Origin of the sequence: Brevibacillus sp. SKDU10 (genome assembly GCF_001645205.1) — a bacterium.
GTDB classification, from domain to species: Bacteria; Bacillota; Bacilli; order Brevibacillales; family Brevibacillaceae; genus Brevibacillus_B; species Brevibacillus_B halotolerans.
Genome location: NZ_LSSO01000142.1, coordinates 20612 through 40271, shown reverse-complemented (window position 1 = coordinate 40271; position 19660 = coordinate 20612). Strand labels below are relative to the sequence as shown.

Annotated in this window: 18 protein-coding genes and 1 pseudogene; 8 read left to right on the top strand and 11 right to left on the bottom strand. The window is 38.0% G+C overall.

Features of this window, described 5'->3' with window-relative positions; all coding sequences use genetic code 11:
* Both AYJ08_RS09615 and AYJ08_RS09610 read right to left on the bottom strand, forming a co-directional pair.
* Positions 1 to 401 (bottom strand): hypothetical protein (locus tag AYJ08_RS09615; protein WP_064017535.1); only part of this gene is annotated, 401 nt, incomplete at its 3' end.
* 301 nt (positions 402 to 702) lie between these two features.
* Complete coding sequence (locus AYJ08_RS09610; RefSeq protein WP_064017534.1) at positions 703 to 2676, bottom strand: AraC family transcriptional regulator; 1974 nt, start codon at positions 2674 to 2676, stop codon at positions 703 to 705.
* A gap of 601 nt (positions 2677 to 3277) precedes the next feature.
* Between AYJ08_RS09610 and AYJ08_RS09605 the strand changes: the two genes are divergently transcribed.
* Entirely contained in the window at positions 3278 to 4102 is an 825-nt protein-coding gene (locus AYJ08_RS09605; RefSeq protein WP_064017533.1) for a CPBP family intramembrane glutamic endopeptidase, read from the top strand.
* Between the two features lie 185 nt (positions 4103 to 4287).
* Here AYJ08_RS09605 and AYJ08_RS09600 read toward each other — a convergent pair whose 3' ends face one another.
* From AYJ08_RS09600 to AYJ08_RS09590, 3 genes are all read right to left on the bottom strand, one after another.
* Complete coding sequence (locus AYJ08_RS09600; RefSeq protein WP_064017532.1) at positions 4288 to 4893, bottom strand: hypothetical protein; 606 nt, start codon at positions 4891 to 4893, stop codon at positions 4288 to 4290.
* A 271-nt stretch (positions 4894 to 5164) separates the two neighbouring features.
* Positions 5165 to 5707 carry an RNA 2'-phosphotransferase gene (locus AYJ08_RS09595; RefSeq protein ID WP_064017531.1) on the bottom strand — a complete coding sequence of 181 codons (543 nt, stop codon included), beginning with the start codon at positions 5705 to 5707 and terminating at the stop codon, positions 5165 to 5167.
* A gap of 68 nt (positions 5708 to 5775) precedes the next feature.
* A complete protein-coding gene (locus AYJ08_RS09590) occupies positions 5776 to 6234 on the bottom strand; it encodes a hypothetical protein (RefSeq protein ID WP_064017530.1) in 459 nt (152 codons plus the stop codon).
* Positions 6235 to 6565: 331 nt separating this feature from the next.
* Here AYJ08_RS09590 and AYJ08_RS09585 point away from each other — a divergent pair, with 331 nt between their 5' ends.
* On the top strand, positions 6566 to 6928 hold the full coding sequence (locus tag AYJ08_RS09585) for a hypothetical protein (RefSeq protein WP_064017529.1): 363 nt from the start codon (positions 6566 to 6568) through the stop codon (positions 6926 to 6928).
* 334 nt (positions 6929 to 7262) lie between these two features.
* Here the strand turns inward: AYJ08_RS09585 and gltS are convergent, their stop codons facing one another.
* Together gltS and hutG are read right to left on the bottom strand one after the other, a co-directional pair.
* Positions 7263 to 8450 (bottom strand): sodium/glutamate symporter, encoded by a 1188-nt coding sequence (gene gltS / locus AYJ08_RS09580; protein ID WP_064017528.1) that lies wholly within the window; start codon positions 8448 to 8450, stop codon positions 7263 to 7265.
* Positions 8434 to 9417, bottom strand: coding sequence for a formimidoylglutamase (hutG, locus tag AYJ08_RS09575; RefSeq protein ID WP_064017527.1), 984 nt, complete (start codon positions 9415 to 9417; stop codon positions 8434 to 8436). The genes gltS and hutG overlap by 17 nt, the downstream gene beginning before the upstream one ends.
* 120 nt (positions 9418 to 9537) lie before the next feature.
* Between hutG and AYJ08_RS09570 the strand changes: the two genes are divergently transcribed.
* Positions 9538 to 10422 (top strand): LysR family transcriptional regulator, encoded by an 885-nt coding sequence (locus AYJ08_RS09570; RefSeq protein ID WP_064017526.1) that lies wholly within the window; start codon positions 9538 to 9540, stop codon positions 10420 to 10422.
* A gap of 439 nt (positions 10423 to 10861) precedes the next feature.
* Here the strand turns inward: AYJ08_RS09570 and AYJ08_RS09565 are convergent, their stop codons facing one another.
* On the bottom strand, positions 10862 to 11278 hold the full coding sequence (locus tag AYJ08_RS09565; protein WP_064017525.1) for an NUDIX hydrolase: 417 nt from the start codon (positions 11276 to 11278) through the stop codon (positions 10862 to 10864).
* A 256-nt stretch (positions 11279 to 11534) separates the two neighbouring features.
* Here AYJ08_RS09565 and AYJ08_RS09560 point away from each other — a divergent pair, with 256 nt between their 5' ends.
* The 4 genes from AYJ08_RS09560 (at position 11535) to AYJ08_RS09545 (ending at position 15846) form a co-directional block, all read left to right on the top strand.
* The gene (locus AYJ08_RS09560) at positions 11535 to 12359 is read left to right on the top strand and encodes a VOC family protein (RefSeq protein ID WP_231929070.1); all 825 of its coding nucleotides are present in this window, start codon (positions 11535 to 11537) and stop codon (positions 12357 to 12359) included.
* 273 nt (positions 12360 to 12632) lie between these two features.
* Positions 12633 to 13058, top strand: a complete 426-nt coding sequence (locus AYJ08_RS09555) for a VOC family protein (protein WP_064017524.1) — start codon at positions 12633 to 12635, stop codon at positions 13056 to 13058.
* A 640-nt stretch (positions 13059 to 13698) separates the two neighbouring features.
* The gene (locus AYJ08_RS09550; RefSeq protein WP_031414795.1) at positions 13699 to 15108 is read left to right on the top strand and encodes a GH1 family beta-glucosidase; all 1410 of its coding nucleotides are present in this window, start codon (positions 13699 to 13701) and stop codon (positions 15106 to 15108) included.
* A gap of 30 nt (positions 15109 to 15138) precedes the next feature.
* A complete protein-coding gene (locus AYJ08_RS09545) occupies positions 15139 to 15846 on the top strand; it encodes a GntR family transcriptional regulator (protein WP_064017523.1) in 708 nt (235 codons plus the stop codon).
* Between the two features lie 363 nt (positions 15847 to 16209).
* Here AYJ08_RS09545 and AYJ08_RS24440 read toward each other — a convergent pair.
* Positions 16210 to 16496: pseudogene (locus AYJ08_RS24440) on the bottom strand (YolD-like family protein).
* A gap of 179 nt (positions 16497 to 16675) precedes the next feature.
* On the opposite strand from AYJ08_RS24440, the gene AYJ08_RS09540 reads away from it, so the two are divergent.
* On the top strand, positions 16676 to 16939 hold the full coding sequence (locus AYJ08_RS09540; protein WP_064017522.1) for a hypothetical protein: 264 nt from the start codon (positions 16676 to 16678) through the stop codon (positions 16937 to 16939).
* 445 nt (positions 16940 to 17384) lie between these two features.
* On the opposite strand, the gene AYJ08_RS09535 is transcribed toward AYJ08_RS09540, so the two are convergent.
* Positions 17385 to 18008, bottom strand: a complete 624-nt coding sequence (locus AYJ08_RS09535; protein WP_064017521.1) for a glycoside hydrolase family 73 protein — start codon at positions 18006 to 18008, stop codon at positions 17385 to 17387.
* A gap of 1084 nt (positions 18009 to 19092) precedes the next feature.
* Positions 19093 to 19632, bottom strand: a complete 540-nt coding sequence (locus AYJ08_RS09525; RefSeq protein WP_064017519.1) for a GNAT family N-acetyltransferase — start codon at positions 19630 to 19632, stop codon at positions 19093 to 19095.
* Positions 19633 to 19660 lie beyond the last annotated feature (28 nt).

Genomic DNA, 19660 nt, shown 5'->3' with positions numbered 1-19660 from the left:
GGACATTCATATCTTAATTTGTAGCGTTTTGTTCCGTTTGCATCTTCTTTAATTCCTGTTGTTAGATAATCTGCAACATGAACAACATTTTCTTGACTATCATTTGGCTTCTTATCCTCCAGCAAATCAGCACTTACTTGTTCTTGTTCCTCATCGTTATTGTCTAGATGCTGTTCTATCTTCTGCTCCTCTTCTTGCTGCATATTTTCAAAGAAATTACTATAAGCCTTACCTATTTTTTCGAACTCGTTTACTGTTTTTAGAATATCCTTGTCCACACCAAAAAGATTAAATACGTTCTGAATAATCACTAATTTAGCTAAATAGTCGTTTTCCTGAAGCTCGATTCCCGCTTCTTTGCCCTTATCATCTTTGATGGAAATTTTAACTATTAATGACATTTTAGACCACCTCGAAAATGATTATAAGCAAAAAATGGATATAAAGCAATTAGGATAGCGTATTATAAGCACTCTTTTCGTAAATAACTGAAAATTTCCCTTTCATAATTATAACGAGTTAAATTGTGAAATATATAACAAGAACATCCACAAAGCTCGTATCTAGCAAAACAGTGAAGCCCCCTCTTACATCGACTATAGAAAAGCTCTAGGCTACCTAACATGCAAACGGGACGCTTCACTGCATGATTCGCTTTGTTTATTGAACTTTCATCTTTATAAATAATGTTTCTATACACACTTAGCGCTGACCTGCCAGCCAATCGGCGATTTCCTCTGTTTGCGACAATACTGCGATTGGGTCAAAGTACCAGGATCGCTCTTCTTTCCATATGTAAACACGATTGTTTTTGACTGCTTCAAGAGAAGCCCAGATCGGATCGGCTTTCAAGTCCTCTAAGGTGCGGTCGTTAGAGGTCAGGATGATATAATCACCTGCATATTGTTGTAGTAACTCGTTAGACAACGCAATCCACTGTTTTTTAAGTATTTCGGCTGCTATCGGTGCTGGAGGCTTGAATCCCAATGCTTGATATACAGCTTGACCGCCTCGTCCAAAATTGTCCCCGTAAGCATAGGTCGCCTTGGGTGTGAGCTCAAATATAGAAAAGGTAGCATTAGAAGGCACTGCTTTCCTTGCCTTTTCTCTTGCTACAGAAATACGATGATCGTACTCCGCAAGCCATTTTTCAGCTTCTTTTTCCTTACCTAGCAGCTTGCCAAAATAAGTCAGCTCTTCATGGGCATTTTTTAATTCGCCATAAGGAATCGATATGGTAGGGGCAATTTTGGATAATTGCTGATATCTGCTATGAGCTTCTGCCGACCCTGTTATGATCAGGTCTGGTTGTAAATCAATCACCTTTTCCAATGAACCCTCCACATCACCAATATCCTCCACATCCTTGAGTGCTTCGGCAAAATACGGATTTTTGCGGTGCAGTCCGGGAGTTCCAATGGGGGTAATACCAAGCGCAATAAAACTGCCCAGATACTGGTCAGCTATAATCCTTTGGGGGTTAACTGGAATGCGTATGTCACCGGTAACCGTCGATACTATTTTGGTTGGCGCGCTTTCAGAAGCCTGAACGGAATTCGCTTGAGCAGAACTGTGCGATACTGAGCCCGCAGATGACGATTGATTCCCCGAGGTTGCTGTATTCGTGTTTGAAGTGCCAACAGAGCACGCACTGAGAAGCAACGCGAAGCAAAGGAATAATGTTGCCGTAGTAGTTGACCTAGATTGTTTGTACATCGGTGTAAGTCCCTCTCTCTTATATTGATAATGAATATCACCCTCAATATAGCGCGGCCCCTTTTGAACTTCAATGGAGGATCGAATGAAGTTAGAAGGACTTTTTTCTGTTTGATGCTGTAGCTCTCTAACTCGATACCGAGCAGGCGAAACACCCTTGTACTTTTTGAATAGACGCCCAAAATAATACGGGTCCTCATAACCTACACTGACAGCTATTTCACGTAATGTTGCATCCGTTTCTACTAGTAGACTTGCTGCCTTATCCATTCTTATCTGAATCAGATAATGAATCAGACTGTGCCCGGTCTCCTTTTTGAACAGAGCTGATAAGTGGGGAACACTGTAGTTTAAAGTCTCTGCAAGGGATTCGAGAGTGATCGATTCCGAATAATGCTTTTGCATATACAAAATCACTTGTGTAACAATTCCCGGCTCTTTCACATCAATCTCTTGACCTTGGAGCTGCCGCAAAATACTGTAGACAAATTGATAAAACTCCGATTTAACGTGAAAATGTTCAATTGACCTTGGTTGTTTCCATTCTTGATTCATAGCTTTCACTTTATGGAATAGTGAGATTGGGTCATTTGGTGAAAAGCTGTACTGTATTTGAAAGGGATTGCTATTTTCCAACAGTTCCAGAATGTCCTGGCTACATGGACGTGGAAGAGTAGCCTTATATAGAATCAAATAGTATTCAAACTCGTCTTCTATCCCTATAATCTCTAAGCATGCCCCCTTCCCGCTATGGAGCACATGGAATCTCTCTGATCGATGAACTTCCCCGTCAAGCAGTATTTGGGCAACACCACGAGTTGCATACAAAAAACTGCTTGTGGGGAGTCGATAGGAGCCAAGCTCTTCTCCTACCCTCAGGATCGCATGGCGGATATCCAACACCCGAATGAAAGCATGATTCCACAGCACAAAATAGTCGTTCATTTGCATAACTGTCATTCATCTCCTTAAAGTACGCTACATATCACGACTACCTGAACAAACAATGAGCGCCCCTTGCCATCATGCAAAAATTATGAAATCGAGTTACTTGATGTTGTATCCCCTCAAGTTGTTTGGCAGCACTGCCGCACACCGCATACAATCCAACCGGCTGGTTGCCGATAGGATTGTTGCTTTCGTCATCAAGCTTCATGTTACATAACGAATATCGATATCGTTAATGAAAACCTAATTCCATGAAATAAGCTGTTCACTTATCCGCACTCTGTCTATTCTACTCCTCAGCAGTCATCCTAGCTTGTATCATTATGCATGCTTCATTATATATGATAATAGTTATCATTATCAATGGATGCGCTGTACTATGAGTTATATCTATTATTCATAAAAGCTACTCCGATCTGTTAATGCTCCCTGCTTCTCATGTAGATAATCACGTTATGGATCAGGCCATTTGGCAGCAGTAGCTTTATATGATAATGATTCAATCGAGATGGTGGAATATTTGTGAAAATAAGGTAATGAGTCTTTCATATACTCATCCAATAGCTTAAAATGGAAAGATATGATTAGGTAAAAGATCTAGGAGGCCTCTTCAATGAAAACCATCGTACACTCCCTACAAGTCATCGCAAAAATAGCACTCACAATCCTGATGGGCTTCCTCATTTCATTTCTCCTCCATGCACTATTGCCTGCCTCACTCAAAGATTTGTCTCAAATAGGAATGCTAATTGGAGTATGGATTACCTATCGGCTATTTGAAAGAAAACGTCTTTGGTCCCTAGGATTTGGAGGAGGGGAAAGCTGGAAGCAGCTCGTAATGGGTATTGGAATAGGAGCCTGTACAATTTTCCTTTCCTGTGCACTTATTTGGTTATTCGGTGGGATACAGCTTACAAGCGTACACATAGATGTCTATCTTCTGGGGGCTATTCTGTCTACCATTCCCAAGTGGATAGTGGTTGCCATCGTTGAAGAAGGACTGATGAGAGGATATATTCAAGGACTTGTAAAGGAGTCATTTGGCATTAAAGCTTCAATTCTGCTTTCCTCTCTTTTGTTTGCATCTATTCATTTGTTTAACACAGGTTCTACCGAGTCACTTCTCCCAATGCTGTTCCTCTTTCTCGATGGCTTGTTTCTAGGTTTAATGAGAGAGATGACTGGTAAGCTATGGCTTCCTATTGGTGCTCATTTTATATGGAATTTCTTACAATCTGCTTTGGGATTTGCAGTTTCGGGTGGCGAATCAGGGGCGCCTTCCCTTGTGAAGGTTCAACCGATCGGGGATGCCATGCTTTCTGGAGGAGCTTTTGGTGCTGAGGGGAGCTATCTAACTGCCTGTATATTACTGATTACACTGTTTATTGCATGGAAAATATATCGTAAACAAAATGTCAGAGCCATTAGTAGCCTGTAAAATACTCGTTTTATGATGCTTTCACTGCTTATACTGGTATAATCCCAGTATTTGCCTACTAGCTAAAAGCGACTGAAAACCAAGCACTTCATTAAACCCCCAGAAACCTTCTGGGGGTCATCAGTTCATGTCACTTTTATACATCTCATCCAAAGTAATTTCGATTCAACTATGAGTAATCACTGCTAACAGGTGTAATCATAGTAGTCTCCTGCTCGATAAAAATTCCCGTGTGAATCTCTATTTGGGAATCCATCCTTGTGTGCTGCTTTGATAGGCATCTTACTTCCACAGGAATGGCACCATGTCTCAGTCGAATTTTTGTAAATATAATGTACGCCCTTATTCATACAGATAGGACATTCATATCTTAATTTATAGCGTTTTTTGCCATTTGAGTCTTCCTTGATACCTGTAGTTAAGTAATCTGATTCATCAACCGGCTTTGCTTCAGCCTCTTTCGTCTCTTTTGTCTCTTTTGTCTCTTCGATCTCCTGAAAGCTTTTGATCATTTGTTCCCTAATTTGTTCATTATTAACAATGCGTTTTTCCCTTATATTCTTCTCTTCCAACTGCTCTTCTTCTTGTTTCATATTGTCAAAAAAATGACTGTAAGCCTTGCCAATCTTTTCAAATTCGTTCACTGTTTCCAGTATATCTTTATCAACACCAAATAAGTTGAATACATTTTGAACAATAACTAATTTAGCTAGATTATCCGTTTCTTGTAGCTCTATTTCAGCTTCTTTTCCTTTGTCGTCCTTTATGGTAATTTTAACTGTTAATGACATATATTAACCACCTCGCTGATGATTATAAGCAATAAAAGGACGCAACGCAATGTAAGAATTGCATATTTATACACCTAGTCCATTACATGAACCTTTTTTGACTCTCCTTTCCTTGTTTATAGAGGTAATTCTCTCTTACCAGTTCCTCAGATTTCTGTAAAAAACAGCTTCCTTACGGCATTTTGAAGCCTACTGTTAAATGATCTACCTAAAAGTATACTTATCCTTCAAGTCCAAAAAAACTGAATAACAGTATCCTTCTATTTACTCCTTATTCAAGTATCGAAATATACTCCCTGTCTATTTTGTCAGTCAGCCAGACCATTTCGTTCCCATGATAAAAAGTAACCTTATTCGCCCATGCTTTTTTTGCCTCTATCTTTAAAATAGCTGGATGCGTATCCCTTCTTTTCCCCACTTGTTTTGCAGTCTCAATTTCTTCTGATAGATGAACATATTGTCTTCCTTTAGGTAATAGCCCCTGTTCCATTATCAATGAAACAAATCGTTTTGGTGTCCCATGATAAAGAAACTCTGGCGGCTCACTTTCCTCTTTCAGAACTTTTTTCGCTGTTGAGTGGCCATAGAGGGCTCTCATTTTTCCATTTTCCATTTCAAATCGTTTCTTATCAGATTGTGAAATCATAACTTGCAGGTCCTTTTGACTCACATTACGCCATACTGGTTGCTCATGTAGGGAATGCAATAATTGCTCAATTTGAACCCATCCATATTCATCTAATTCTAATTCATATTCATGTGGTGCATGACGCAGAGCATATGAAATTTCTTTACTCAATTTTTGATAATTCATATTCTACACTTCCTTTTTGAATGTTTGCCGTCGTATTATGTAAAGCAGCTTCCGGTTCGCTGCTATTTTCAATATCCAGTTTCTTCTTCTATAATGTCACAGTCAAAAATTTGAAGTAAGAATCGAAGAGCATCAGCGCTTCCATAAGGAAATGCCCATGGGTCATATTCAAATTTCCCTCTATTTTTATCTATACATTCACAGCTTATAAGCGTATATTCAGCACTGGCGATCGCATCTAACCATGATTCAAAATCCCATGGTACTTTTAATCTAGGATCTGTATTTCTCTCGTCAACTGGTAACGAATCGTACAGGCGCCAATATTCATCCAATTCCTGCTGAGACGGGTTCCAAAACTTTACCAATTGCTCTTTCTTAAAAAATGACTTCCAAAGTGCATAGTCACCGTCATGCAGTTTACCTGCTTCTTTTGCTGTTTTTAGTTTATGGAACAAGCTTTTTAATTCGTTAAATGAATCATCATTTTTTATTTTACAGGTGAAAAAAAGGAATTCTGGTTTCATATTATCTCCCTAATAGGCTTTACCTGTCGTTGATGTATTGGAACCACTTTTTCATGCTGCATGTAAGCATATTATATCAGTTTGGGCCGATATTCAGATAGTGATTATTTAGAAAAATCTCTATTCTGAATTCGAGAAATGGGAAGAAGTAATTTATTCATTTATGCTCATGTTATTCCTGTTAGTAGCCGCCTAAAATTAATTGTTTGTTCGACTTCTGTTCTGTATGTACAAATGGTAAAAAATGTATATAATTCAACCATAACCCTTCCCGTAGCAGTATACATATTATTGATTCTCATTGTGGGTGTCTAAATATGGAGGAGTGGTAATGATGAAAAAAGTAAAAATTCTTGCTTCCTCACTTATGGCAGTTTCTTTGATGTTTGGAGCACAAGCTGCTAGTGCACACTCTACTCTTGAACGATCCCTTGACCCAGCACATGCAATTCAACCAAGCATTGTGTATCCTGGTTATAGCATCGTTACGAAAAACCTTGTAGTTGACAATCATCTTTATATTCCAAATACAGGATTTTTTGTAGAAGGAGCACCAGGTACGATTCGACTTGAACCGGATATTGCAAATAACCGAACAAAAGTCATAGCTCTTAATCCTACCCCATTTGAGCCTGCGTTAATTCATGATCATAAAAGTAAAACGACTTACAGGATCCATATAACTTGGTTCTAATTCACAAACAGACCGTGGGTTACCCCTCCCACGGTCTGTTTTTTGCTTAAAATGAACCATATATGACCATACTTGAAATAACCTGAAAAACCGCAATTTTTATCCGTCTGAATAAGATAAGGATCATGAACGAATGGGTTATATTACAAAATACGATACGTCCAAATTTCCTATTCATATCTTGAAGCTATGCATGGAGAATTAATATTGTTTGAGCTTAGTAACCCTTCTTTCTTGTACAACCTCTTTCATAGTAAGAAATGTTTCTCCATTATGCTTTCTCAGACTGAACGATTTCTGCATAGTTCAGTTTTCATAATTCGTCTTCATCCTGTTATTTAAATAAATTTATTGTTGTAATAATGATCGGCATACCAAACACATCAATGAGAAAGGCACCGACAACTGGAACGACCAGGTAGGCTTTACGCGAAGGTCCAAATCGCTCAGTCACTGCAGCCATATTCGCCATAGCATTTGGTGTAGCGCCAAGGCCATGACCTGTAAAACCTGCGACCATTACTGCGGCATCATAGTTTTTACCAAGCAATCGGAACAAAATGAAAATACCAAACAGGACGATAAATACAACTTGTACAAACACGATCAATAGCATTGGAAGTGCAAGATCAGCTACTTCCCATAATTTTATGCTCATGAGTGCCATAGACAGGAAGATTCCGAGTGTCACATCACTAATCAGGTTGATGCTCTTCATGTCAATTGCATTCGGATTCCATTTATCTACAATGTTGCGGGCAATAACTGCCACGAACATGGCCCCTACATAACTAGGTAGAACAAAGCCTGTTGCTGATGTGAACAGCTCACCTAAATACGTACCAACTGCCATACAAAATGTAATGAGCAAGACCTGGATGAAGAAGGTGTTTGTCGTAATGGGCTGTGCTTTTTCTTCAACTGTCTCTATCTCATCTTCTATTTCAGTCGGCTTTAGATCGTATTTTGAAATTAAATATTTTACAGTCGGTCCGCCAACTAAGCCCCCCGCCACAAGACCAAAGGTGGCCGCCGCGATCCCAATAGCCAACGCTGATTGAATTCCCATATCTTCAAGGGTTTGTCCAAATGCACCTGCAGCTCCATGTCCACCTTCCATAGATACTGAGCCTGCCATCATACCAATTAGTGGATGAATGCCGAACAATGAAGCCAAGGAAACCCCAATCACGTTTTGTGCTAAAGCCAAGAATCCGCATGCAATCCAGTAAATGACAAGCAGCTTGCCGCCTAGCTTGATGAGTTTAAAGCTTGCTCCCAATCCTACAGTTGTGAAGAAGGTGAGCATGAACAAGCTTTGAAGTGAGGTATCCAATGCAATTTCCAAAAGTCCCATCGCTTTTACGGTCGTTGCAATAATTGCAAACAATAACCCTCCAACAACTGGTGCCGGGATACAAAATTTTTGCAGAAACCCTGCTTTTTTTACTAGGTATGATCCTACTGCTAGTAATGCAACTGCGAGAAAAATCGTATTTACTTGATTAAGTGCTAAAGTCATAGTTGTCTCCCCCTAGAAATCTCATGATAGCTTCATTCGTCAAATAAGCACCTAACTTTACGGTTCTTCCGTTTTCATCTAAGACAGGATTCACTTCACAAATATCAAAAGAAAGCGTTTTCTTGTGAGCTGTCACTCTGCGAATCAAGGTACGAACAACCATTGGTGTTAATCCAAATGGAGATGGCGCACTGACTCCTGGGGCAAATGCCGCATTTAAAACATCTGTACAAAGCGTAAGCATGACATAATCCTGCTTTTCGATGAATTCGTCTAATGCAGTAATGATGTCATCCATCCGTTCTTCAGTCATATCTTCTTCATAAATATACTGGGCACCGAGTTCGTCCGCTTTATCAAATAATTCCTGTGTATTCCCGAAACGTTGGATACCAAGTACAAAATATTGGCTATTTTGGTCATTTTCTAATATTTGTCGAAACATCGTACCAGATGAAGGCTGATTTTCATACGAACGTAAATCGAAATGAGCATCAATATTGATAATGCCAAGCGAAGCGTTGCCTATATGTTTTCGGACACCTAAATAATGTCCATACAGCGTTTCATGTCCTCCTCCTATAATAATAGGAGTAGCCGATTTTGAAAAAAGTTTCGAGACTGCCAGACCTAATTCTTCCTGAGCATCTTCGAGTTTTTCGTTTTGGCACTGAATATTCCCCACATCGATAATACGTTTACCTTCCTCCAGTTTCCAAGGAAGACTCGCAAGCGCTTGCCTAATAGCATTTGGAGCTTTGGCTGCACCTAATCGGCCTTGATTGCGTCTAACTCCTTCTTCACATTCAAAGCCAATAATTGCACATGTGCTATCCTTGGAGGGCTGCAAATTCTCCAAGTCTACCAATTCCACAATTTGATGATAGCGAAAGCTGCTTCTTCTTTCCGTATGATCAGTTCGCCCGGTCCATAAATCAGCTAGAACATTCGTTGCCAATTTATTCACCCTTTCTGAAATTTCTGAAGTAGATTTGTTTTTTGATTATATAATGACAAACTTATTATTTCTAATATATAATTCAAATAATTTAATAGTTTGTAGCTATAAATAAGGAGGGGGTTTCTTTTGGACATCAAACAATTGCATTATTTTGTGACGGTTTCCAATCACTTGAGCTACTCTAAAGCCGCACAAAAACTGCATATTTCACAGCCTTCGCTAAGCAACGCTATTAAAAATTTGGAACAAGAAATTGGCTCCCCACTCCTTGAGCGAAATACAAGAAAAGTAGAACTAACTGACGCTGGTAAAATTTTATATAAAAAATCAATTCTCCTCCTTTCCCAGATGAACATGTTGAAAAAAGAGATGGAGGAGGTAAAACTGACCGGCAGTGGTGATCTAATCATCGGCATCATTGAGTCAGTGAAGCATTGGATTCCAAAAGTGATCCGTAAGTATCAGGATCGTTTTCCTACCATAAACATTAAACTGATCGAAGTCCTGAGTGGAAAAGCTGTGAAGGAATCATTGAGAAAGTATGATACACATCTACTCATTACAAATCAGTATATAAATGAACCGGATATTGAATCATTGCCTTTATACGATGAAAGATTAGTGCTTGTGCTACACAGAGATCACCCTCTGGCACAGAAACCGGGGTCTATTCTTTTAGAAGAGTTAGAAAGAGAGCCTTTTATCATTAGTACGGAAGGATTTCAGACAAGAGAAGATATTTTAACAGCCTTTACACTTGAACAAATAACACCGAAAATCAAATTTGAAATTGAACGCTTTGAAACAGCCTTAACACTAGTCAGAGAAAATCTCGGAATTACGATTATCCCCGAAAATTATTTATCTGAGCCAATGGATGAGTGCATCGTATCAAAAACGATTGATTCATCAGCATTGGAGAGGACTGTTTATTTAACGTTTATGAAAAATCGTTATTTGTCTCCCGCGGTCCAAGCCTTTTTGGAAGATATTCGACGGTACTTTGATTGACAAGTGAACCTCAACATATAAAAACTCTATGGAGATTATACTCATTACAAAAAGGAATTCAGGTGTAGCTACCAGAACTATCAAAACCCGCTTCAATACCGGGAACCTGCCGATCCATTGCGTGAACTGGTGTGATGACCCTTTTTGGGGTTAAACTCTGATAAGGACGAACAGTCCAGCCAAGCCCTCCTCTATTAGCTAAAGGTGGGCTTTACAATTTGTGCTTTTTTATTCTCCTTTGTTCCTTTTTACCTTTGCCCGCATTACTTACTTACTTACTTTCGTTTGGATAACATACACTGTATTATCAACTAACCCCTTCTATCTTCCCCCCTGCCTGTATAAATCCAACAAAAAATCCTTGCATGAACAAGGATTTATAGACTAGTGTCTATGGTAATGACCTATCGCTTGCCAGTTTGAATAGAATATGTTTTATTTAATCAGTTAGCAATCTATCTTTGCTCATTTTCACTTGTTCGATCATATGTCCAATATTACCTTCACCTGCAAATAGACTCATGTCAAAAAAATCCTGATTCAAGTCAGACCAATATAATTCATTTTCATCCCCTGAAATCTCGACATCACATCTCAATTTTCCAACATAAACTTCAACATAGCATTGATGCAAATAGTACGTAAAATCCATTACATGATGCAACGCAATATTTTCTTTTGTAATGCTTGTTTCTTCAAATAGTTCTCTGTAAGCAGCTTCGATCCCAGTTTCTCCATTCTCGATTTTTCCGCCAACCAGATTACGTAATCCCTTATAAGGGTTCTTTAGTCGTTTGCACATTAGCAGCCGATCCGTATCTTTACTATATATCATAAGAACATTATAGCCCTGCATGGCCCTTGTCTCCTTTTTTTGATAAATATTAGCTAAACGATATTCGACGATGTTACGCCATGATCCTGCCTGTTGAGCGAAAGGCTGAAATTACAGCGATCTTAACAAAAAGAGCCTACATAAACACCCCCACCTTAATCAGCAGGGGCAAAAAGTACAAAACAAGAAACTAAAAAGGTAGTACTGCTCTTTTGTGAGAGTAGACTACCTTGTCACATTTTTTCAATCATAAAGCATCCTGAGGAAACTATGATTGATGCTACGAATATTATCATTCATGGATCTGGAAGTATTCTGGGAATTCGAAAAAGATATGAAAAACGATGCGAATCTATTAAACTGGAATCAGATTAGCCTTCCAATGACACAAACTCAAAAAGGATGTGTTTGCATGCGAATCATGGAAATCGTACTACAAACGAATCGATTAGACGAAATGAAGTCTTTTTATGGAAAGTTGCTAGGTTTCCCTATCGCACAAGAATCTGCTGAAGCATTTACTATTGCAACTGGTGAGTCTAAAATAACATTCCAAAAAAACGTTACTGATCTAGGTGCTTATTATCATTTTGCTTTTACGATCCCTTCAAATATGCTGACAGAATCAAAGCAATGGCTTCAACGCAAAGGAATCTCTTGCTTTTCTACTGACAGACAGGATCAATTCTTTTTTCCTGCCTGGAATGCAACTGCAGCCTACTTTTATGATCCAGACGGTAATCTAGTCGAGTTTATTGCCCATCACTCCTTACACAACTCCTCTGAGGCTCCATTCAGTGAAAACAGTATCCTTTATATCAGTGAAATTGGTCTGCCTGTTCCTCATGTTGCCGAAAGCTCCAAACATATCTGTGAAGCATTTGACCAGGAAATATGGCGAAAGGACGAGAAACAATTTGCTGCCGTTGGGGATGTAGAAGGATTATTTATTCTTATTGAAACGAGCCGCCTGTGGTTTCCAGATGAAAGAATACCAGGTGTGTTTCCAACTCTAGTAAAAATTCAAAACGAATTAGACAATCAAGCACAGCTTAATGGTTTGCCATATCAGATATGGAGTACCGCGAAGGTGCCTATGTAGGAAATATAGCAACAAGTTAACCTACTCCTTACTTTCCTTCCTGTTTGAACTGCAATTCACTTCTGATTTTTCCGAAATAATCTAACCGCAACATTTTCATTCTCACGCCTAATTCACAAACATACGTTCTTTGTTTTATAATCACATTAATGTTAATAATGAGATATAGGGTTGGTTTCTCTGGTTAACAGCACTCAGAAAAAAGCCTGATCAAAGCAGCAATCAGCATTGTAGAAACGATAAAACATGTAAGACCAAAGGAGCTGGTTCGAAATGACACTAAAGTTGATCCCTTATCTAGTGATGGACGGGAATGCCAAGGAGGCTATCCAATTTTATGAAAAAGCTTTACATGCCAAAGTCCTTTTTAACCAAACATTTGGTGAGATGCCCGAGAATCCTGAATTTCCTATCCCTGCAAATGCAAAAGGTCGTGTAGCACATGCAATGGTTAAAGTTGGCGAAACTGACCTGATGTTTTCAGATACATTTCCAGGTCAACCGCATCAGAAAGGTAATCAAGTCACTATCTGTATTGCAACAAGCAAGAAGGAAGAGTCTACACAAATTTATGAAGCCCTGCAGGAGGGTGGCCAAGTGAATATGCCGCTGCAGGAAACTCATTTTAGTCCTGCTTACGGCATTATAACAGATAAGTTTGGAGTTACCTTCCAAATATATACAGAGGGCAAGCAATAATTTATTGCGAGTCTCCCCTCTCCCCTTTGATCCAAAAATTTCTTGACGGTTCCGCTTCCTACTCATCTGTAGCCTATAAATCTCGTGTCTACAAGTCTCTCCGAACTTCATTTTTTAATTTCCCCTAAGTTGTCTATGTTCATCTTGCGGAACAATGAATCAAACGGCTCTGTCTACATCAGAGCCGTTTCGCTTTTTCTCAACTGTTTGCTAGCCGTTTGCCGCTAGTCATACTCCTGCTTAATCGTAACTGAAGCTTATTATAAGACGCATTTACCTATAAACACGTCACTGTTGCTCTCACGTATACAGTAGATGGCGGTCTATCCCGAATCTCATTTACGTGCAATAGAGATCATGTTTTGTCTTTTAAAACGTTTAAATCTCCATAATTTATACCATCCTGCCTAATAAACTGCCTACGCTCTTCATGAACTCTGAGTTGGTTTGATTTTTTGTAGTAATTCAGTTTAACTTATGAATTCATGACCAAATTACAAGTAAATTCCTTGCTTCATTCATGATCTTATCTAGAAATAGGTTGTCGTTTAGAGTATAATTGCGTTTAGATATTTGTACCTACCAATCTAATAAGTATACATAAATAAAATTCATCATGATAAAAATGGAGGTATATACATTGAAATTTCCACATGATTTTTTGTTTGGAGCTGCTTCAGCATCCTATCAAATAGAAGGCGCTTGGAATGAAGACGGAAAAGGCGTTACCAATTGGGATGTTTTTTCAAAAATTCCTGGTAAAACATACAATCAGACTAATGGGGATGTGGCTATTGATCATTATCATCGCTTTCAAGAAGATATCCGATTAATGGCTGAAATGGGATTGGAATCATATCGTTTTTCCATTTCGTGGGCACGTATTTTACCAACCGGAGATGGTGAAATAAACGAAAAAGGCATTGAATTTTATAATCGAGTCATTGATGAATGCTTACAATATGGAATCGTTCCGTTTGTTACTTTGTACCATTGGGACTTACCAGTAACACTAGAAGAAGATGGTGGATGGACGAATAAGCGAACCGCCGAGGCATTTGTAAAGTATGCCGAAATTTGTTTTCATGCATTCGGTGATCGAGTAAAGCATTGGATTACATTTAATGAGACAGTTATGTTTTGCGGATTAGGGTATGTAAAAGGAGCCCATCCACCGGGCATTCAGAATGATGTTCCACGTTATTTTCAGGCTACTCATTATGTGTTTTATGCACATGCTAAAACAGTTCAATTGTACAAACAGTTAAAGCAATATGGAGAAATTGGCATTACCCATGTTTTCTTGCCTGCCTATAGCGTAGATGATCAGCCAAGTAATAAACTAGCGGAACGCCATGCGAATGAATATGAGACGTTCTGGTTTTATGATCCAGTTCTGAAGGGAGAATATCCTTCTTATGTTATTGAGCAATTAAAAGAAAAGGGATGGATGCCTAACTGGACGAGTGAAGAATTAGAGATGATCAAACAAAACGCTGAAAAAAACGATTTTATCGGTTTAAACTATTACCAGCCTATACGAGTAGAACGATATGATAAGGATATCAGAAATGAAAAGCATTCTAGAGAAACGTCTACTCTTGCTCCAGGCAATCCTTCTTTTGATGGATTTTATCGAACAGTGCGTATGGAAGACAAAACCTATACGAAATGGGGATGGGAAATATCTCCGAAAGGTTTTTTAGATGGATTGCATATGTTAAAAGAAAGATATGGTAACATTAAAATGTATGTGACGGAAAACGGGCTTGGTGATGAAGATCCAATCATTGATGGAGAAATTGTAGATGTTCCGCGAATTAAATATATCGAAGAACATTTAAAAGCTGTAAAACGCGCGATCCAAGAAGGAATTCACCTAAAAGGATACTATGCATGGTCTGTGATTGACCTGTTAAGTTGGTTAAATGGTTATAAAAAGCAATATGGGTTTATTTTTGTCGACCATAATGACAATTTAAAGCGTAAAAAGAAGCTTTCGTTTCACTGGTACAAGCACATCATTGAAACGAGGGGTGAAGAATTATAATGAGGAAAAGTTAATTTTAGGAGACGTAATATGAGTGTAAAGTATAAAAAAATTGCCGAGATCTTAGAAAAAGATATCCGAGATGGGAAATTCAATGAGACAAAAAAGCTACCAACTGAAGAAGAGCTGATGAATATCTTCCAGGTTAGCCGCAATACCATCCGTAAGGTTGTAAGTCAGCTTGTCAATCGAGGATACATTTTTCAAGTGCAGGGCAGTGGAATGTTTTTACGGGAATCCCCTATTACCGATTATATTAATTTAGGAAGTCTACGGGGGTTAACGAAAAATCTTGCTTCCCAAAATATTGAAACCAAGGTAGTAGAGCTACATGTAATGGAAGCCGACGAGACATTAGCAGAACGAATGCAATGTCAGGCAGGAACGAAACTATATTTTGTGAAACGATTACGAATTGTAGACGGTAAGGCATTTTCAATTGAAATCAGCCACTTTAAAAAAGACGTTGTTCCCTATTTAAATAACGAAATAGCATCGAGCTCCATATATAGTTATTTAATTGAGGACTTACAGCTCAATATCGGTTTTGCAGATAAGGTGATTCATTGTGAAAAGATAGATAAAGAGAGTGCACAATTATTAGAAGTACATGAACACGATCCAGCACTTCTTATTGAAAATACAGTATACCTTGTAAATGGAACAATATTTGAGCTGTCTCAATCGATGTTTCATTATCAAAAGGCGAGGCTTTTAAATCGTATCACCTTTAAATAAAGTGAGGTTTCTCTAAAAGATTATTTCGAGAATAAGTAACGGGTATTTGAAATGGAACATAAGGAATCCGATTGGGCAAAGAATTTTAGATAAAGCAGTAAGAAAAGTTTTGTTCTTGCTCATTAACAAATGGTGACTAAAATTTATTAGGATTCAGGGAATGATGACACATTACCAAGTCAGATGAGAAATGGTTCACTTATCGTTTGTTGACGAAATTGGTCAACAAGTCGTCAATAACCCTTTCTATATTCATTTATGTCTTTTAAAGTTGGTTTGCAAAAAGTCGTTTCCTACATGTAAGGAGACGACTTTCTTCATTAAAATTAGATCAACCTTCACTACATCCTCAATAGGTATCCATCAGAAATCCTTATTATTTCGTAGTTTAATCCGTTATACGTCGAATCAAATTTTTTTACCTATTCCCAAGCAAATTCAATTACTCCCCTGCCCTCTTTTGCATTTTTCCACCTGCGAATTGTTATCGCATAGTCATATTGACGTGAGCTAGATCTCCTGTAACAAAACTCAGTTAGCTCATCCTCTTAAATGATAGGTTTCGATCTGCAATGAAGCTGTCGTAACGGTTCCGCATGTTCTAGCAAAATAAATTTCGTTATTAGTGGGTCAGGAATTTTGCTAGTTATTAAAATATCTTCTCGAACACAAATATATGTTCGTAATTTATTAGCTGACAAGATTCTATGCAATAGTTAGAAGTGGAAATATCTAAAATAAAAAAATGAAAAAATCTATTCAAAATATTAGTAATAAATAGTATAATTGCATTATATTACCATTTAATGATTATAAAGGGGAGATTTGTATGAAAAAATCTGTATTATTAGCCAGCCTTGTAACAGTTTTGGCAACCTCTTTTGGTATTACATCCGTTGATGCAAGTTCGAAACAGTCAACTATTGATATTTTTGCTACATGCAAAGAAGAGACCGTATTTTATAAACCCGGTATATATATTCCACATGTTATTAAAAGTGGAAGTGTGTATTTAGAAATGAAAAGTATTACAAATCATCCAGACGGCTCCTCAACGGTTTTATATGTCCAAAAGAGTGGATGCAATAAATGATTTTTTCATACATCTATAAAGTAATAAACCGTCAGAGAAATTCTGGCGGCTTTCTATTTTATAATATTCTAAATGCCTTCATCTAGTTAATATGAATTACTCAAGACTGAATAGAAAGTAGATCAGGATAAAAGGGTGGTTGTTATGAAGTTTGGAATGCGGAAATCAAATTTCAAATATCGTGTAGCGGCTAGGGTAAGCCTAAAGAGATAGTTGGCACATCGAGCTGGTTTAAAGACTTAAATTAATTTTAGGTATTTGAACTCTCGATCGTCAAAGAAGAGCTAGTTCATGAAATTCGATTATCTCGTGAAGTTATTGAGATCCTAGCTAATCTAGAGTCTAGAAATCTACTATGTTCAGAAAAATGTAATGGTTATTTCGTTTAAATTTAAGAAAGAAATCTTTAAATCAAGCCTCCTGTACATAAACAGGAGGCTTGGTTTTATTTATTTTGTGTAGCTTGCCCACTAGCCACCCTTAATTCATCTGCCAATTGCCCAATCCTAACAGCCTTATCATTCATCCCCATCTGATTGTAAAAAGCCCATTGCCCTTGTAAATGGCTAATAATTTCGTTCGCTATCTCTGGTTTCATTGTTAATTCCTCCTTGTCATATTTCGCTAGATCATACTTTTCGATCAATCCAATTAGCTTACCTGGATAGCCGGGATCAGTGGCATATCCGCCCTTGTGGATAGCATGGCAAGCAGTTTTATAATCAGTACCTAGCACGCCATGATAGCGTGTAGGCCTGTCTCTTGTGCCGTTTAATATTAGTTTGGAATGGTCTGCAATAGACTCTCCCCAGTTGTTATAAGCTCGGAAATTAGCTGTAATGGTTGTCCATTGACCGTTGTAATTTTCCTTTGTCGGCATGGCGCAAATGCCTGCTGGGCCTGTTCCTTTGATTCCAAAGAGGTTGTTGCCTCGCTTTACTAATCCACTTTCGCCCCAAGCTGATTCAAGGATAGCCTGAGCGATTGTAAGAGACGCGGGTATCTTTGTTTTCTTCATGTCAGCTACAGCACTTGGTGCAATCTTATTTATAAAGTCTTGTGGTTTCATACACCACTTCTCCCTTCTGAAACGAAAATTTCATGCCTGAATGAATCCACATTGCAGCCATATCCTCAATAAAAGCCAGTTTGCCAGCTTCGGATACATCTCCCTCAAACAATCAAGTGTTTATCGCATTATAAGCTACTGCCATCACAACAATAGCAAAAGGTATGTAATCATTTGGAGACCAAATCCGCGTGTTCAACCGCTCCTAATCCATTACTATCGCAATCGCTATGCCGGCTCATAATTCTCATCACCCCCTTTAGGACAAAATAAAAAGGGAGCTTATCAGCTCCACATAAAAAACGCCTCTCCGATTGGAAAAGGCATTTAATGATTCAGTTTATTCAGCTAAATATTCCGCAACAGGAACGCTGCAAAATTCTAGTATAGATTCGATTTCCTGTTGCGTTTTTTAACTTTCCATATTTTCCTAAAAATTTACATCCTATATATCAAGTAACTTGCTTTCGTATTTATCCTTCTACTTATAGGTGGCTTTTGCATGCAAAAAAGCTACTCAGCAATAAATGAGTAGCTTTACTATTAGATGGATATTCAATTATATCTTACTATTCTTTTACCCAAACAGTCTCCCAATGAGTAGCTGTAGATAGATTATCATCAATGTGTGAGAATTGGTATTGCTCACCCCCATACGTGATATAAGAATCTTTAAAATAGCTTCTTGAATATTCTTTCTTCGGATACTTAAGATTGACAGTATTGCATTCTTTGCAATATTTATTAGGTTGTACAGAAGACACTACCTTACCTTGAGCTAATGCTGGACCAGCCATAGTTAGTATTGCTACCACACTTAATGAAGCTACTATTTTTTTATCATAATCCTCCTAAATTAAATTTTAGATATCAATTACAATACATCCAATTTTCAGTACATATAAGATTCTTATAAACGGTAATAATAGTGACAAGGTATATAAAACATATACTGTATATATAGTTGATCTGCCTACTTTTAAAATTAAGAAAACCTTATAGGTAAAGCAGGAACCAGATTTCACCAAACTGTTAAACTAAAAAACGGGGGATTATTCCCCCATTTACTTCACTGCTCCATTATTCACTTCAAGGATTGAGCCATTTCAATCCTTACCTCCTTTTTCTCAATGTCCTGGTTTGAATAGCTCATGACATTCAATCCAATGAACGTAAACCCACAGGCTAAATAAAATTGAATAGCTGGATGATTAGAAGTCTGAGTTTCTAGAGTAATCATGCGACTATTGAGTTCCTTGGCTCGTTTACAAGCAAAACGGATTAATTCTCTACCTATCCCCTGTCTCTTGCACTCTTCATTTACATACAAATCCCAAATAACACAGCTCTGATTCCAACTTGCATAAGCAATTGTGATAATCCCCACTTCTCTGTTATCTCGCAGGGCAGCGTAGCACTCAAGCTCATCTTTATCATCATCAAAGAGATTGCCGAGCTCCTTTTTTTGAAACGTTTTCTCGAATTTTTCTACGCTGAGGTCGACACTCCATCCCCTCTCACTAGATATCATCCGCACATCGTAATAATAATCTGATTGATATTGATATGTAATGACTTTCCCATTAGGGTAATCTTCTTTATTCAATTTTACAATTTGAAGCATACGTCCACTCCTTTGTTATTGATTGGTT